This window comes from Paenibacillus eucommiae (assembly GCF_017874215.1).
GTDB classification, from domain to species: Bacteria; Bacillota; Bacilli; order Paenibacillales; family NBRC-103111; genus Paenibacillus_AI; species Paenibacillus_AI eucommiae.
Map to the genome: position 1 here is coordinate 356408 of NZ_JAGGLB010000001.1, position 17723 is coordinate 374130.

Genomic DNA, 17723 nt, shown 5'->3' on the forward strand with positions numbered 1-17723 from the left:
TGGGTGTCTGGTGATGGGGTGAATATCTATTCTTTAACAGAGCCAAGCATGGCTCCCTTGACAAAATAACGCTGTAAAAACGGATAAACGATCAAGATTGGCAAGGTTGCAAACAAAATAACTCCAGCCTTCATCATTTCGGGTGTAGCGTTCTGAAGCGCCTCTGTGCTGACGTTATTCAGCACCTTCTGCGCCTGATCTTCGATAACCATGTTCCGCAGAATGATTTGCAGCGGCAGCAAATCCCGTGCGGTAATGTACATCAGAGCACCGAAATAGCTGTTCCACTGAAAGACCGCATGGAATAAAGCGATCGTCGCCATAACTGGCTTGGATAACGGAAGCACAATCCGGTAATAGATTTTCAACTCTGTGCATCCATCCATTTTGGCCGATTCGAATATTTCTGCCGAAATACCCTCGAAGAAGGTTTTGATGATCAGCACATAGAAAGCGCTGAGTGCACTAGGAACGATAAGTGCCCATAGCGTATTTTTTAAACCAAGCGCACTAACAAGCAGATACGTAGGAATCAGTGGTGAAGTGAAAATAAAGGTGATAACGACGGCCTGTAGTACAAACGTCCTGCCCTTCATATTCCTGCGCGAAAGCGCGTACGATAATGACGAACCGAGGAACAGTGTAAGTGCCGTTCCTACAACCGTAATCCAGACACTTACGCCCATGGCGCGCCATAGGGATTGAAGTCCAAAAATCGTTTCATACACATCCACGTTAAACCCTTTGGGCCAGAATAGCACCCGCTTACTGTTCACAAAGAGCGGAGAACTGAGCGATATGGCCAGCAGGTTAATCAGCGGCGCAATCATCGTCAGACTAACCAGCAAAAAAACAACATTATTGATTCCCTGAAAGATGCGCTCTGACTTGTTGAATACCATACTTACTCTCCCCCCTTTAGTAGATTCCGTTGCCGGTCATCCGTTTGCTTAGCCTGTTCAAGCTAACGATCATACAAAGTCCGATCAGCGATTTGAACAGACCGATGGCTGTCGTAAAGCTGAACTGTGCCCCGAGTAAGCCAGCCCTGTATACATAGGTATCGATAACTTCACCAATCGGGCGCACGAGCGGATTCAGCAGGACAAGCATCTGCTCCACATTCGCGTCCAGCAGGTTGCCAATCTGTAAGAGGAACAAAGTAATAATGGCTGGAGAGATCGAAGGCAGTGTAATGGACCACATTTGTCTCCATCTTCCGGCGCCATCTACTACCGCAGCTTCGTACAAATGCGGATTAACGGCGCTCATCGCAGCCAAATAGATGATCATTCCCCAGCCGACTTCCTTCCATATACTGGATAACACAACAACACTGCGGAAAAAGCTCTTATCCGTTATAAAGTCGATGGATGATATGCCGAACAAGCCAATAAGTTGATTCAACAAGCCATCAAGCGACAATAAATTAATGAAAACACCGCCGACAATGACCCAAGATAGAAAATGAGGCAAATATAATAATGTCTGCACCGTCCGCTTGTATAGACTGAGTCGAATTTCATTCAACAATAAAGCAAGGAATAGTGGTGCTGGAAAACCAACTACAATTTGATAGAAGCTGAGAATCACTGTATTTTTTAATATATGGATGAATTCTTCATATTGAAACATGAAGACAAAGTGCTTCCAACCGACAAAAGGACTTTCCAGTATCCCTTTAAAAATGCTGTAATCCTGAAAAGCGATCACATTGCCTAACAGAGGCACATACTTAAAAATCACAAAATATAAAATACCTGGCAATGCGATAAGCCACAACATCAGCGAATCACTGATGCGCCCATTCCTTATGAGGTTCTTCATTATATACGCCGCCCATCTTAGCCTGATTAGGACGCCGGGACGTTCTGAAGAACGTCCCGCTGTCCATGCAAAGCTATGCGGGCTTTCACCCGTTAGTTTGCAATAAATTTATTATGCCATTCTGTTGCTTGCTTGATTGCATCGTTACCTCCGCGGCTTCTCCACTCCTGCACGAACTTATCGAATTCAGCATCGATATCGACATCACTTGTGATGACCTTGGCGAACATATCCAGCAGCAGTGTTGCACCACTCGCGAAATTCGGAAGCAGCTCCGGTCTGGTTTTGAAAGCCTCAGGAATTGGCATGTACATCGAATCCGCTTCAATTTTATATTTCTCAGAAATCGCGAATCCGCGCTCCAATTGCTCGGCAAATGGACTCATTTTAACTTCTTCTGCATTGTTAATGCTGTGACCTGTGAAATTCATGTCCGCTTGATAAGCGAAAGACTCACCATTGGTTGCATTATTCGGGGCAGAAGGATCCCACTTGATTTTTCCATCCACGACTTCATGGTTATGCCCTTCAAGACCGAAGGAGTAAAACTTCTGCAATTCCTCGTTGCTCCAGGCCTTATCCAATAATTGAATGACCTTCTCCGGATTTTTCGTTTTCGAAGGAATGATCCATACGTAATACATGCCCGTGTTCGCAAGACCCGCCCCCTGTGCATGAGGACCTACCGGAGGTTCAACCGCTGTAACCTTGACGTCCGGCTGATCTATAAATTTATCTGGAGACCACATATTGGCTATATTGTCTACGTAATGAAGCCAGCTGCCCGCTTTACCGTTCGTTATGCCTGCCTGCCAGTCTGCATATTTATTGGTAAGAAAATTAGGATTGATGTATCCATTCTTATACAGCTTCCTCCAGAAGGCCAAAGCTTCTTTCATATTTGGTGTAATAACCGATGGTACGTATTCCTCACCCTGCACGACCCAATGATTCTGGGCTACGCCAAATTCGTAGAAGAACATATCGCTGCTGCCCAGGTTCTCCCTTACGTAGAAGCCATACTCGTCATTCGGATCTCCATTTCCGTTCATGTCCATCGTCTTAACCTTCTCGAAATAAGCAACCCAATCGTCCAAGGTTACCGGCATTTCCATCTCTGCCTTCTTCAACCAATCCTCCCGAATGTATGGCACCACGGTATGTGCGTTCGGTACAAGTCCTGGTATTGCATAAATTTTACCGTCCTTGCTGACAGCCGGATCCTTCCACACTCTCTCCGGAATTTTGGCCTTCAGGGTAGGACCATACTTGTCGATCAGCTCATTCAGCTCCAGAATGGCTCCTTGTTCCACAGCGTTGGCGTGAGCTGGAGCATCGATCGCTGACGTTTGCACCAAGTCGGCCAGCTCATTGGAAGCAAAGCGCAGCGTCAATTGCGTCTGGTAATCCGCCCAGCTCAGGAATTCCATATCCAGATCCGTATTGGTAAGCTCCTCCACCTTTTTCAGGTAAGGACTCTCCTTCCAATTCGCTACAGTCTGGTTGTAAGCAGCTGCAGATGTCGTCAAAATACTAATTTTGCTTTTTTCCGTCTTTGTCGTCTCACCAGCCGTCGTTCCGGCCGTAGTTCCAGCAGGCGAGGATGCGTTAGTTTCTGTCTTCCCATTGTTTCCTGCACAAGCTGAGAGCAGCATTGCAAAAATGAGCAAGCTTGTAATTGCAATGTGTTTCCGCTTACATATCATAGACCCATCTCCCCTGTATGTATGTGTTTTGCTAACTATTTTATTATAGGAATTATGCGTGTGCTTGACTATGCAGGAATTTATACTTTCATGTACTATTTTTAATTAAAAGAACAACACCTTCCGGTGTCCTTTGAGGAGGGTGTCCGTGACGTGGGAGCGTTTGCGGAGGGAATGGCTGTGGGCTCCAGCCGCTGTTAAAGATTTGTTCCCTTGAATGGAATGGATATAGGGGGTGGAACAAATCTTTAAATGCGGACGCTACCGCTCTTCCACCCACAGCCATTCCCTCTCTAAGCTACATTGTGCTAATGCTGATGCCGAACATGCCACGCTCAAACCAAGTTCAAACCAAGCTCAAACGGACTGCCAGCAAGGGGTTTTCTCTAAGCTGAAGGAGATTTCCTAGCGGGCTTAGGCGCTGAGGATGATGAGCGTGCGCAGGTGCTAGGTCTAGGGATGAAGAGCGCGCGCAGCTGAGAAAGACCTGATACTTTTAACGATGTTTTTCATCACTAAAAGCACCAGCTCGTCTCCACAACCTTACTTTAACAATGAAAAACATCGTCCCTTTATCCACCAAGATGTGCCATCTGTCCTCTTTTAGCGATGAAAATCATCGTTAACGTGACTGATTGACCTGGAACACTTACTTTAACGATGAAAAACATCGTTAAGTGAAGTGCCTCTCCATTCGGGGGAGGGAGCTGCTGCTATCTCTCTTCCCCCCAACCCTTTCCTATCAGCTACAAAAGTGCCGAACATGCCACGCTCAAACGGACTGCCAATATACATTAATTTCCTGAACGAAAGGGATAGTAACGATATGGAAAAACTGCGTTTCCTTTCTGGTTCCTTAGAGAATTAATTGTAATACCGAATACTTTATCACTGTAAAGCTGCGCTGTACAATTGAAAATTAAACACCTGAATGCAATAACATTTTACCGCTGTAAAAATAACCCTCGATAATAAAAAAAGAGCCCTGCTATATAGTGTTGATGGCGACGAAAAGCACCAAAACTACAAGAGGACTCTACTTTTAATTGAAAAATGCTTATTTAAAGGATATCACGCAAGCTTTTCCCGCTTCCAAAGTAATGGCAAGTATGGATGGCACTCGCCCCTGCAGCAAACGAGGAGCCTCCCCCTCCATTGCAATCCACAAATGTTCACACTCAAAATTGTTTTGCACACGGAATGTACCGCTGCGCTCAGCATATAGCTCGATGTACTGCAGTTTCTCGTCCGCCATTCGCGCTGAAACAAGCACGCCCATCTCACCGCGAAGCGTAGTAAACGCAGCTCCCTGCCGGGACCAACGCTTCGGTATAGCTGGAAAGACGTGAAGGATGCCGTCCGAGCTTTGCAGCAGCATTTCCTGTAAGGAATCCGCTGCTGACATGTTCGCTTCCAGAGTAAATGGACGGTAGTGGAACATGCTCAGACCTGCTTTGGTGTAATCGCCATTCAGGTGAAAACCGTTGGGTGAGCACATGTAAGTCCAGAACTGTTGGAGATGATACCAAGCTCCTTCTCCGTTACCCTGCATGGCATAGATGGCGGCCATCCATGTAAACGAATAGCCCACCCACCAACCTTTACCCAAGATCTCTAGTTGGGTTACAGTAGCATCAATGATCGCCCGTTCTTTCTCCAAGCGCTCCGAACACTCCAAGCTGCCATATCCATAATAACGAAGCTGCTTAAGAGGATAGATCGCCATCGCATGCGAGAAATGCCGGTGGCTTTCGAAGAACGGCTGATCGGGACTGAGCATCAGCTCGTTACCCTGCGACACCGCCAACTCCGGAAGCTTTTCCAGTGTATGCCGCCACAACTTAAGCCCCTCTTCATCCTGCAAATAATCGGCCATCCACACAAGTCTGCCAAACAAATAACGCATTAAGGAAAGATCATAATTACTATTTGGAGTCAACCAGGCCTGCAGTGTATTATTGTAGATTTCCGGAGAGCTCGATACCGGCAGCCGCAGCTTGCCATCCTCCCCCTCTGTCAGCCAGCGCAGCACACAATGAGCCGTTTCACGAAATATAACAACCATCTTTTCACGCAAAAAGTCTTCATCCCCTGTATAACGCCAGTAATGGTCGAAGGCCTGACAGGTCCACATCTGGTTGGCAATACTCAAACTGTACATCGGCCAGCCCCCAAGCGGCTTCCCTTCGATCGTCATTACGGAAGGCAAATTGATACCCGGAGCATCATAAAACTCTTTGGCAAACACCCTGCCCTGTGGAAGGAGCTTCCATAAAAAATCAAGATAACTCGCCCCTTCATCGAGATGATTCGCTTTCATGTAATGCCAATAATTCATTTGCAGATTCAAATCATTATGATAGTCACCCTTCCAGGGCGGCAGCAGCCCTTCATCTGCTGTCCATACCCCTTGCAGCGGCATAGGTGGGGAACCTTGGCGTGAGCTTGAGCCCAAGAAATAATTTGCCATGTACCACATGCTCTCGGCATCTGTATCGGGTAGGCTTACGGAGCTTTTCGACCAAAAGCGCTGCCACCACTCCACATGCTCCTTGAGCGCGATATCAAAACCTTCTTCCACCGCGCTGCGCACATGACTTATCGCCATATTCAACCAATCTTCACCATCTATGCTGCTTGCTACTTGGTATACATACTCCACCTCGTCCGCTTCAGTCCTTCTGGAGGCTACAACGATAGCATACTCCAACGCTTCGCAGGTTGGCTGGCGGAACCAGCGGACGTTGCCGTCTTCACCATGCACTGCAGCGGGAATGCCGAGCGAAGCTAAACTAATGTTGAATGAGGAATGCTTGTCTTCGCGTTCAGCTGCCTGGCCTGTAAAATCCGGAGGCACGAGCCGCAGATTGACCTGCTCTGCCATCCCTTTGACGCGGATATAGCCTAGTCCATTGACCGCATGCAAGTACGACCTTACGTGTGACTGTTTGTCTGACTGTTTGTCTGACTGTCTACTATCCGACTTACGTTCTGATTTATGATCTGATTGTCTATCTGAATCACTATTCGACAGACTATCTGATTGTCTATCTAATCGTCTATCTGAATAATAATCTGACTTACTATTCGACTGACTATTTGTCGTCTCATCATTCACAGCCGTGCAAGTGTACTCAAGTCTCACTTCAGCCACTGCATCAGCAAGCGACAAACTGCTCTCCACACGCCTTGCTGCACAGCCGTAATCGAGCTCAAGCCGTCCGGCCGGCAGCTTCGTCGGATAGGGATACAAACTAAAGAACGAATCGAAGCGTCGCTCAATCGCTTCCTGATCCTGCTGCCGCACAAGTACGATCAGTTCAGCGTACGTAAAATCTCCCGCCAACGTTTCAGGAGCCTGACGGGTATCCCAAAGATCGCCCCGGTCCAGGCTAAAGCGCAGCGGGGCGCCATCGCCCCACAGGAGACAGCCGGTTAAGCCGTTACCAAGCGGCAGAGCTTCGTCCCAGCGTGTAATCGGATCAGTAAATCGCAGTGCATGTTTATCTCCAGGCCACTTAGGCACAGAACGAATTCCCGCTATTTCCAAGTCGATCTCAACCTTTCCTCACTAAACCTGATATTGGATATCGTACTTATTGCTGTCCAAATCAATCTCTATCCTTGTTCCATCCGCGTAGACGGCACGCTGCTTCCGGACATGGCCATCAATGAATTCATGGCTGACCAGCTCAAGCAGGCCGACTCTTTGGTGCAGCTCTGCCAATTGCTTGACGAGGACTATTTCTTCATCTGTAGGGTCTATGGACAGATAGGGCAGTCCTGCATTTAGCAGCCCGTGCAGGAAGCCCCAGTCACCCTCAGGGATTCCCCAACCGCTCGTATCAAGCGTCCACGGCAGCAAAATTGCATCGTGATACACGAGCGAGAACAGGGGAACAGGCAATCCAATGGCTGGTCCCCGTCCGGGATTTGGATTGAGCGCATAGGGTCCGTGATGAACGAGATCCAAAGCCGGGATTGCCCAATCGACAGGCTCCTCCGAGCTTACGATCATGCCGCGCGAACGAATCGACTGGAAGCAGGCGCTGCGGTGCTCTGCGCATTCCCTACGGGTCATTGGATGAGTCGCATTATGACATTCCTCCAGGGGAACGATAGCGAATACATCCAGATATGCGCCATCCAGCTCAATCCCTTCATCCTGCAGTTGATTGTAATTCCGTTCAATGTAACCTTTAGCCACGCTTGCGCAAAGAAAGCTGTGATCACCGCCTGGCCAAATGCTGCAGCTTTCAATCGCGCCCGCCTCATCCTGTACGGCCAACCGATCATCATAGGAATCCGCATCCTTGTAGAAATCCCGGTATTGATCATGCACCGCAAGCAGAATACCAAGTTCCGAGCAGGTATCCCGCAATTGCCGGAAGCCTTCCCACCCGCCGCAGTAAGGATTAGGAGGAAGAATATCCGGATGCAGGTTATCATAGCCCCTCCGTCCCCAGCCGTCGACATGTACATAGAGCGAACCGTCATACCGATCGTTCAAACGTTCAAGCTGAGCCGCCCGATCTGCAAATGGCGTTCTCTGGTCATTGTTGGCAAGGTTCTCCTTATCGTAAAAATCAGACTCAGGAACGCAGTAAAAGTGAACCATCGTATGCACAACAGCCGCACCTATCATCCGCCCAACTTGTGGATTCTGGGCAATTTTCTCGCGTAGTGAACGAAATCTCCCATACCGCTTCACATAATCACGATAGAGCTTCGCCATCTTCACATAGTTCATTTCATCTTGAAAACAGTACCTTATTCTTCGAGTATAGTTGTATTCCCCCAAGCTCGGCAACCACAAAATACCATATCGGGAATGAACTGAAGGAATATGCTCAAAGCTGCTCCTTGCGTCCCACAGTGTATCGACAATCGCCAGATAGCCGCCCCCGTCCATCACCTGCCCCCACCAAGGCATATAGGCATCCCGCCCCTGCAGAGATCCTTCTTCATAGCGGAACACCGGCTTCTCCCAATTGGCGGGAACAAGGTAGCCCTGCATCGCAGGAATAGCGGTATAATCCTCTGCCAAGCTGCTTTCGAAGTCAAAAGGAGCCGGCCAAGCGATATGCTCGATACGGGCCTCAGCCCCTCGTTCTTCAGCCCCTTCATCCTTATTTCTCCCAAAAGAATAAAGCTCGCAAACCAGCTCCTGCGTATAAGGATGAATGGCAACAGTTAGTTTGATTTCCAGGTCACCCAGTCCCGAGGAATCCGGAAATTGTGAGAGCCCAATTTGTACGCCTTGAAAGTAACCTGATTTATACTCGCTAAAATGCTTCAACCCAGCCTCAGCCAGCGAAATGGCTCTGTTCTGGCCGCCATCCCTCACGGTTATCCTGTCCATCCCTTGAACCGTCCGCCATTTCTGTCGTCCCTTAAGCTCTTTATGCTCTTGCTCTTGCTCCAGCTCCTGCCTCTCAACCTCCGGGAGAATCTCGACTTCCAACACCAAAGTGTCCCGGTCCACCTTTACTTGCAGCTCTGGCGATGTAATTATCCAACCATTATCATCTGATCCTGTTGTCATTTTCATTGTCGTATTCTTAGTCATTTTCACTGTCCTATTCTTAATCATTTTCCCTGTCCTATTCTTAGTCGTGTTTTTAGTCATATTCGTGCCGCTATATATATGCTTTCATCGTCATATTCGTTGATTATTTATCATTTAATCTATCATTCAATTTTTCATTCAATCAATTTATCATTCAATTCATCACCAAATCATCATTCAATTGATAAATTCGAGCAACTGAAGCATTCGTTTTAAAATAACTGCCGCCTGCGCCCGAGTTGCCTGCTCCCCCGGAGCAAAAACCGTCTCCGTCTTACCTTGGATGATACCGCTGGCTGCAGCTTCCGCTACCGAAGCCCGTGCCCAAGGTTGAATCAGGCTGCTGTCCTTAAAAGCCTCCAATGTCCCTGCCCCTGCCCCGTTCCCGTTCCCGGTCCCGGACCCTTCACTCATCATCCGTTTCCCGGCAGTATGTATAGCTCTGGAAATCATGACTGTCATTTCTTCACGCGTAATCTTCCCGGATGGCTGAAATTTCGTATGCGAGTAACCCTCAATCAGCCCTGCTTTCACCGCCGCCCCAATCACCCCGATATATCCATTGTTTGCAGATACATCAGAAAAAGCTTTTGCAGCTAAATAGTCCTCCTCTAATCCCAGGGACCGGACTAACAAAGCAGCAAACTCAGCACGTGTGACCGGCGCTTCCGGATCATATCTCGTATCTGTTGTCCCTTTAATAATAAGCTTCGAAGCGAGCAGCTCGATCTCTTGTTTCGCCCAATGCTTACCCGCATCTGCAAACATTTTTTTATATTGAATGACTGTATATGTACCATTGCCTCTATGTTTGATCGTTACTTCGGTGCTGCCATTAACCGTTTTGAAGGTGGCTGGCACAAATTCAAGCTTTCCTCCTGGAGTCAACCACACGACTGTCGATGAAGATGGCCGTATTTCCCCTGAAATCGTAAACGTCCTATGGATATAAGTAGCATCGAAATCGAGAACTTCAATACGCTCGCGACCTGATTCCACAAAAACACCGAACGTCACAGGCTTCAAAAGCTGAATAGCCCCCATTTTGCCAACTATTTCTGAAATATGATCAACTTCTGCTGCTCCTCTCTCCCCTTGTTTGACACTGACAAAGCTGACGATCACCTTCATATCCTTGATTTCGTCTCCCATTTGTTTGGTCAAAGCTTGTAAGGGAAGGACATGGACCGGGAGTTCATATCGGACAGCACCTTCTGAGCCTACGGAGCCCGCCTGCATGGAAATAATGACGGTATCTCCAGTATTCTTTGCATCAGCCAGCGCTTGCGCGGAAAGCTCAATCTGCACAATTTCATCTTTCATTTCTTCCACTTCTATAAACATATAAGGTGAAGGCAGCGCCTTTTTCCGAAGAAACGTGAATGCTTGGATCATTGTATGTTCATCGACTGAAACACTTGTTACTTGCTGCCCGTTTTCGTTACGAGTCTTCTTTACTTGAATCGCTTCAGGCGAAAACCTGACACCCTGCTTGTCATCGATCAATAAATCAGGAACTGTTACATTCGGAGATGCTACTGGCCCTGCAGGAGTTGACGGTGTTGGCGTTACATGGGTTTGCGGCGGGACTGGGGTGGTATTGTTTTTTTCGCTTACGGAAATTATAGTTTTCTTGCCAACCAGATAAGCTTGATCCTTCAAATTCGAATCAACGAGCTTCATCGATTTCCAGTTCACCTCAGTAGCTCCAGTACTTTGTGCTTCAAAAATCAGCGTTCCAATTGTTAGATTGCCGTTTTGCCCAGGGATATTTCCGATTTGGGTATGCGCTAGGATGATTTCATTATTTTCGATAATTGGCATTACAGAATAGCCTTCCAAACTCGACTTCGCTTCTATTAGTTTCAGCTTATTGGGGTCAAACGTAATTTTTGCTTCATAGGCATACATATCTTTGAGGTTCTGCCCGTTCAAGATGACCGTAACTATCTCACCAACAGGAAGCCCCACCTTATTCGTGGATATAACAAATTGAGGAATCCCCTCTGCATGTGCAAGTTCAGGTGCGGGTGAAAGCTGCATAAACAGCCACAGTAATGAGCCAATTAATGCAATTAGAAATGTTTTTATGTTTAATTTCATTTTATGCTTCATCTCACTCTTCCTTCCGAAATCAGCACACATTTTCTGTGCGTAACCTATCCTACCCGGCAACCATCCGGCAGAAGTGGGACTCTATAGCCGGAAAAAAAGATAAGAGGAGACGCAGATCTCCTCCTATCTTTCGTCTAAACAAACTACTGGACGATTTTCTGGGCGATTGCCGCCAAATCTGCGATATCGATGCTGCCATCTCCACTAAGATCCAAATGCTTCACTTGCTTCCAATCCGGACTGCTTGTGCTTTTGCCGTAATGGGCTGCCAGTACCGCAAGATCGCCAATGGACACTTTTCCATCATGGTTGAAATCACCTGGAAGTCCTGCTGTTACCTGAATGCTGACGGAGGCCGGAGCCGCTGAATGCTCGTTGCCTTCGGCATTGCCAAGCAGAGCGCTTGCTATCGAGATGATACCTGCTGCTGTTTGTGAAACATTTTTCGCTTTAAAGGTTAGCTCTACAAGGTCCGCATCACCTGAAACAGCATGCCCAGCACCCTCGCTGGCCAAAATCAATCGAAGCTTCGAAGCTCCAGTGTCTGTACCTGCACCAGTTCCCGCTCCTGTTCCCGCAACCTGCACGGTTTTTACAATACTTACTCCGCTTCTTATTGATTTAGCAGATACAAATTCCATAACAGCAGGATCATATTCGAAATTAATGTCCTGTGCATAAACACTTTCAGCAACACCTTTTAATCCATACTTAACTGTAAATTGGGTACCTGAAGGTATGGAGCTCACCCCAGTAGATAAGGTACTTGTACTCCCTGTCGGTTCAGAGAATGCTGCATCCAGCGCATATAATCTGCCTTCGCCTGCTGCAAAGCTTGAAGATAAGGTTCCCGTTGTGCTGTTGTAATTCGTATTGACTTCTGCTCCCGTGCTTTTGGATATTTCATGTACCGTTGCCGGCTTAGCAGGAAGTGTAAAAGATAACGTACGCGCTTGCTCCGTATCCCGGTTCACGACCATCACATATTTGCGACCGCTTTCATTCGTGAATGAGCTAATGACCATAGGCTGGTTCGCATCAGCCGGCTGCCAGAAGAAATTGGTAGGAAGCGCCTTAGTTCCTTTCGGCAGCGTCCCCGTATGATACACCGCATCGGACGTAAGTCCAAGCAGCGTTGGGCCCAGCTTGAGCACTTCGGCGTTCAGGTTTTTCGCCCACGTATAGGAGGCGTTTTTGGAGCCGTCGCGAAGAAGCAGTCCGTCATGGAACGCATCATTCCCTGGTCCACTTGGAGTATTATAGGTGAAGTAAGTTATCCCTTTTACCCCATAGGCAAGATTCGTATAAATATGATAGCGCAATTCATCTTCGTTCGGCGCACGGAGACTTCCGTTAATGCCAACCGATTGGATATAGGACCACAAAACTATTTGGCCACGCAGCGATTCGCGTCTAAAAAGCTCCTGGTACACAAAGTACTTATCAAGAAGGGTTCCGTCAGCAAGGAATGGGTACACATCAAACGATAGCACATCCGGTTGTTTATCCACCCAAGCGCGGACAAATTCCTCACCGGTTACATCTCTGTCGTTAATCTCCATCCAGAAATTCCCGCCTACCAAGGTGCCGCCTAAGGTTCCTGTGCCATTAGGGTCCACGATGTAGTTGGCCCATATCTGACCTTCCATGTTCCCGTCAACGGTCAATTCCAAATAATAGTTCGTATCCGGTTGAACAGCCGTAGAATCAAATTGGAATGTCGGCGTATTCGAGTCTGGACGTGTTAACAGCTGGCTTTCGCCTATTTTTACTGTTTTGGCTGAAGAATCCCATAAAGTTAAGGTTGCTGAGCTCCACACCGTACGATCCATGCTCAAAGTTATTGAATCAAGCGAGGTTTGATCATCATGGGTGCGGATCGTCTGGCCTAGTGCATGGGCGGGAGTGATGAAGCCTCCATACGATTGATAAACGCCTACTCCACCCACTGCCAGGTTCACGAAAACCATATGGTCAGGATCATACTCATTGATCTTATCGGTTGTTGCTTTCAATGTAGGGAGCAAGTTGAACACGGGTTCATCATAAAGATGGTAGCCCAGCACTGCAGGATTAGACTTGTAGTGGCTCGTCCATTGAGCGAGATAGCTGTCCGAGGGTCTATCCGTTGGCGTAATAGCCATCCGCGAGCCAAAGTAGTAGCTGATAAAATACAAGTCAACGCTGGACTCGACATGATTTACATAAGCTTTTCCCCCGCTGTATACGTCGGTTGTACTTGCCAGAAGATCGACGTTCTCCATGCTACTTGAAGTTATTTCCATGTAGTAGCTCGTATTCGGTTGAACTGGTGTACGCAGCTCAAACAGCGGATAGTCCTTGGTTTGGCGTACTTTGGGCACCGCCGTTCCAATCAAATTCGACTTGGACGGATTGTCGTACAAGCTAAGCGTTAGCTGCGCGTCGGCAGGCCACTGGGAAGTTTTGAAAGAAAAAGCCAATGACGTCATATTGGTGTCAGCCGTAGTCGTAAAGGTCTGGCCAACCGGATGTCCCGCCCGGACAGAGAGAGTGCTGCCCGCAATCTGCTGCGTAACCAGCTCTTCCTGCTCCCAGCGTACGCCAACATCGCTAACGAGAATTTTAAGCCCATGGGCTCCTGCCAAATCCAACGCTCTATCGTTGTCGGCCATCCATTCCAGAAGATTTGTATGGACGATGAAATTGGCATTCATTTCTTTAATCTCGGCATATTTGGCATCAGCCACATCCTCCGGCGCAGGCCCCATATAAATGCCAATCGGGAATTGAGCCGTATCGGCCAACACGGTGGAGCTAAAGCAGCAAACAACAATCATCAAAGCCGTAAATAAACGAGCAAACCTGCGATAAAGCTTCATTCTTTTCAAATCCTTCCCCTCCCAAAATTTCATAAGCATCAGGCTTCTTCAAGCTTCTTGAGCTCAGACTAACTCAATCGGGCTGCATCGAGCTCAATCAAGCTCTATCGGGCTGTATCAAGCCTCCAAGCCTGTGATCTCATTATAAGATTGGGAATCGGGGAATTATATATACAGTTGGTTACTTTGATATATATCTGTTTACCTAAATATCCGCCCGGCGGGAGCTTCTGTATTCCTGCGGGGTCATCATCTGATTCTGTTTTTTGAAAAAACGAATAAAGGCCAGTGCCGAATTATAGCCAAGCTCCATAGCTATTTCCTGCACCTTGAGATGGCTGTCCTTCAGCAGCTCCTTCGCCTTCATATTTCTAAATTCCGTAATATAATCCGATAATCCGTTGCCCGTGATCTGTTTGTAAAGTCTGGATAAATAGGAAGGATTGAAATGCACATATTCAGCAAGCTTAATTAAGGAGATGTCATCAGAAATGTTACTTTCGATATATTCGTGAACCTTTCGGACGATTTCATGGCTGCTCTCTTCCTGCTCGGTCTTGTTCGTTTCAAAAATAAAGTAAGCCAGACGAAAAAAGAATTCCTGCACTTCCTGCCACGAAGTCGTATCCTTCAAGCCGGTCAACAGACTCCATTCTAGCTCAGGGTTTGGATTTATTTGCTGTCCATGCTTATTTAGATAAGCTAAGAAAATCGTCGACAAGGAATGATACAGCTCCACCTTTTGAAAATAGGTAAACGACTCCTTCAAAAAAATATCCGAGATTTCATCATATAATTTGTAAAATTCTTCCGCATGACCGCTTTCCAGGCAGTTGCTTAATAAATTCGTTCGAATGCTTTGAAAATGACCTTTATTGCGGTTCGTTTCATCCGTCATCAGAATTTCGCTGCGCTGCCCGAGTCCTTTAATGAGCAGAAATTTCAAGGAGTTAAAGCGTTCCGGTAGCTCGTCCCACTGGATGGGCGTACTGCTTAACACGAAGGACACCGTTAATTTCAACAGCTGCCTGCAGGCGTCCTGGATCGTTTCCAATGTGCCGTTGACAAAATGGAAGGTCTGATCCCAGCCCATGGCATCCGCGCGGTCGGTTTCCACTATATCCTCCAGCGCATTCGGTTGAATGAACCACAGTATTTTCGACTGCTCGTAGACGAGATCGATCATTTGAACGGAGACGGATAAATACTCTTCCACGATATTCTGAACCGCATAGATCAGGAGCGCTTTATCAGGAGCACTTGTGATTTCCTTCCACGCATCGACACGGCCAATCAACAGCAGAACGGGACGATCCGCACGCAAGGGCAGCTGAATATTGGCAAAATGATCAGGGAGCAGCTCTGCGTCCACCTTTTTACGCTGCAATAAGGCCCATAAATAATCCTTCTGCAGCGCAGGCAGCGCTAATTTCATATGCTTCTCCGCTTTATCGATCAGGTTGCGGGCATTATGCTCTTCGTCCAGGCTGGCTATCGCCTTTTCCACGGAAAGCAATATTTTGTCGTCACCTTCGGTTTTCAGAATATACTCAAAGCCACCGAGAGAAATCGCATGCTGAACATACGTAAAATCATTATAGCTCGTCAAAAAGATGACCTTGCAATTAGGCCACTGGCAGCGTATTTCTTTAAGCAGTTCGATCCCCTGCATCCCTGGCATTCTAATATCGGACAGCACGATGTCAATTCTGTAGTTTTGCAGCGTTTCAAGCGCTTCAAAGCCCGAGTAGGCTTTGTACACCTCCAAATCCAGATGCTCCGCTTTGAAAAACAATTCCTGCAGCCCCTCAACAATGAGCGGAAGATCATCAACAATCAGCAGACGATACATCTAAATCTCCCCTTCCCGCAGCGCTATGCGAATTTCAACCCGCAGCCCGCCGAGCTCCGACCTTACCAGATAAATTCCGTAGCCTTCGCCGTATTTCAACTGAATACGCCGGTGTACATTCATAATTCCGGTCGTATCTTCGATATAATTAGAGGACAACCGCAGCTTCTCATTAAGCTTGGTTATCTCTTGATCGGTCAAGCTATCCCCGCTGTCTTCAATGAAGATGAATAAATCATCGCCCTCTTGCGCCATATGAAACCGCAGTTCCCCCTTCCCCTCCATATGCCCAAATGCATACTTATACACATTTTCAATGATCGGTTGGAGAATAAGCCGTGGAACCACCTTGCCATATAAAACTTGATCGAGAGGATCAAATTGAATTTTTATACGTTTTCCAAAACATATTTTCTGGATATCCACGTAGGTGCTGGCATGCTTGATTTCCAGTTCAATTGCAATATCATCGGCTCCATCCCGGGTAATAAACTGGAAATACTCCCCGACATACAGACAGAATCGATAAGCCAACTCATTATCTTCAAGCTTGATTAACCGGCATAGCACAAAAAAGCAGTTATACAAAAAATGAGGATTAATTTGTGATTGCAGCCATTTTAATTCTGAGCGCTGATTTCTGATTTTCTGCTCATAGTTTTGAAAAATCAACGTTTTTAAATGACTGACCGTATCATTGAAGCCTTGGTACAAATAACCGAACTCATCCTTTCTTTCACTATGAAAGATAGGCTGCAGATCTCCGGCTTGCATTCTATTGAATGCTCTGATCAGTCTCTTCAAGGGACGATGAATCAACCGTATAATCGAAAACGAGAAAAACAAAATAATGCATAAAGATAAAAGTGACAGCACCCAAATTAAACTACGGTATTTATCGACCTGCCCAAGAATCTGGCCTTCAGGCACGTAGCTCACAAGGTAGGAATCCAATGTAGCGGATTTTTGGTAGGAAACCAGATATTTCTGATGGTTAAAAACGAGCGTATTGTAGCCAGCCAGCAAACCCCGTTCTTCCTGCCCCTGCAAAAATAATTGGATCGAAGAAAGGATTGCCGAATCCTGTTCGCCTGATATTTTCCAATCCTCTGTCAAGTTCATGAGAACGGCATTCCCCTTGAAGGTGCTTACCACATTGGATAACGTATCCTGCAGCTTCTCGACAGACAATTCGACTTCTACGACAAAAACGGGCTGGCGGTTAAGCAGCGCAGGATACTGCATACTTACATACAATCTATGATTTAAATAAATCAGCGGGCTTGCCTGAATATTGTTCTTCTGTTGGATGGCTTCGAATTGCTGCTGATTGATCGTCGTTTCGAAATCGGAGCTCAGGATCGTTCGCTCCATGAGCGGAATGTAAGCGCGGGCCTCTTGAATATACAGGCTTGAGTACTTCATCAGATGCATGCCTCTTTGGATTGCAGAAATCTTCTCCATTTTCTCGTAAGACGTGATCTTATCTCCGGTGACGCTTAGCTCCATAAGATCCTTATCAACCACATATTCCGGTAGTAATTTGATAATTCTCCCAATCTCCATTTCCAGCAAATTCAAATAAAAACCGTTGCGGTTGGCCATGGATTGCGAAACCTCATTGCGAATGCTGGTTGAGCCTTTCTGATTAATAATCAGTGTTAACAGAAAAATTGGCGTCAGCACAGCCAAGAACGTAATCATTAGCTTGATGAAAATGGTGGATCTATTCCTGCTTTGAACAAGGCTCATGTTGTTCTCCCCTGATCCGGATTGAAGTTATGAATCGGATG

The 17723-nt window shown here is 46.9% G+C and carries 9 protein-coding genes; all 9 read right to left on the minus strand.

Translation table 11 applies throughout. The annotated features are described in order from the left end of the window. Nucleotides 1-26: 26 nt before the first annotated feature. Nucleotides 27-902 (minus strand): carbohydrate ABC transporter permease, encoded by an 876-nt coding sequence (locus tag J2Z66_RS01155; RefSeq protein ID WP_209968834.1) that lies wholly within the window; start codon nucleotides 900-902, stop codon nucleotides 27-29. Between the two features lie 16 nt (nucleotides 903-918). Next, entirely contained in the window at nucleotides 919-1827 is a 909-nt protein-coding gene (locus J2Z66_RS01160) for an ABC transporter permease (RefSeq protein ID WP_209968838.1), read from the minus strand. A gap of 92 nt (nucleotides 1828-1919) precedes the next feature. Next, complete coding sequence (locus tag J2Z66_RS01165; RefSeq protein ID WP_209968841.1) at nucleotides 1920-3533, minus strand: type 2 periplasmic-binding domain-containing protein; 1614 nt, start codon at nucleotides 3531-3533, stop codon at nucleotides 1920-1922. 1057 nt (nucleotides 3534-4590) lie between these two features. Next, nucleotides 4591-7083, minus strand: a complete 2493-nt coding sequence (locus J2Z66_RS01170; protein WP_209968847.1) for a glycosyl hydrolase family 95 catalytic domain-containing protein — start codon at nucleotides 7081-7083, stop codon at nucleotides 4591-4593. 21 nt (nucleotides 7084-7104) lie between these two features. Continuing rightward, entirely contained in the window at nucleotides 7105-9126 is a 2022-nt protein-coding gene (locus J2Z66_RS01175) for a DUF5696 domain-containing protein (protein ID WP_209968850.1), read from the minus strand. Between the two features lie 153 nt (nucleotides 9127-9279). Beyond that, on the minus strand, nucleotides 9280-11217 hold the full coding sequence (locus J2Z66_RS01180; protein ID WP_209968853.1) for an S-layer homology domain-containing protein: 1938 nt from the start codon (nucleotides 11215-11217) through the stop codon (nucleotides 9280-9282). 143 nt (nucleotides 11218-11360) lie between these two features. Continuing rightward, complete coding sequence (locus J2Z66_RS01185; protein WP_245375217.1) at nucleotides 11361-14078, minus strand: cohesin domain-containing protein; 2718 nt, start codon at nucleotides 14076-14078, stop codon at nucleotides 11361-11363. A 205-nt stretch (nucleotides 14079-14283) separates the two neighbouring features. Next, nucleotides 14284-15930, minus strand: coding sequence for a response regulator transcription factor (locus J2Z66_RS01190; protein ID WP_209968858.1), 1647 nt, complete (start codon nucleotides 15928-15930; stop codon nucleotides 14284-14286). Then, on the minus strand, nucleotides 15931-17682 hold the full coding sequence (locus J2Z66_RS01195) for a sensor histidine kinase (RefSeq protein WP_209968860.1): 1752 nt from the start codon (nucleotides 17680-17682) through the stop codon (nucleotides 15931-15933). It abuts the gene before it with no gap. Nucleotides 17683-17723: the final 41 nt, after the last annotated feature.